Below are 270 nucleotides of genomic sequence, written 5' to 3'. Positions count from 1 at the left end.
AGTGGTACAGCAAGGTTATTTAACCGCCGTAGTGAAAGACCGCTACATGTTGACCGAGCAGTTGCAGCAGATTGCTGCACCTTCGCCAGCAGAAAATTGTCCGTTGGCAGCAACGCGGGTCAGCTTGCCTGAACCATATTTTTGCAGGTGTTTTACTGATACACGTTGTTCAGCGTCAGCTTGGCGTTCACCAATGCCGGTTTTTTTACAAGGTTCCGATGTGGTATCGAAAATAAATACTTTATCAGACATCGGGATTCTCCGTCGGGT

General features: G+C 47.8%; 1 protein-coding gene. It reads right to left on the bottom strand.

The genetic code is table 11. The features are described from left to right. Positions 1-42: 42 nt before the first annotated feature. Positions 43-252 (bottom strand): hypothetical protein, encoded by a 210-nt coding sequence (locus L9G74_RS20690; RefSeq protein WP_238898639.1) that lies wholly within the window; start codon positions 250-252, stop codon positions 43-45. Positions 253-270 lie beyond the last annotated feature (18 nt).

The organism is Shewanella electrica, assembly GCF_022321485.1.
In the GTDB taxonomy this organism is placed as follows: Bacteria; Pseudomonadota; Gammaproteobacteria; order Enterobacterales; family Shewanellaceae; genus Shewanella; species Shewanella electrica.
Note: the sequence above shows the minus strand (reverse complement) of the source record. Positions and strands in the feature narration are given on the sequence as shown.

Excerpts from the sequence above, each read along its gene's own strand:
- L9G74_RS20690 (WP_238898639.1), bottom strand. The coding sequence starts at position 252 with ATGTCTGATAAAGTATTTATTTTCGATACCACATCGGAACCTTGTAAA.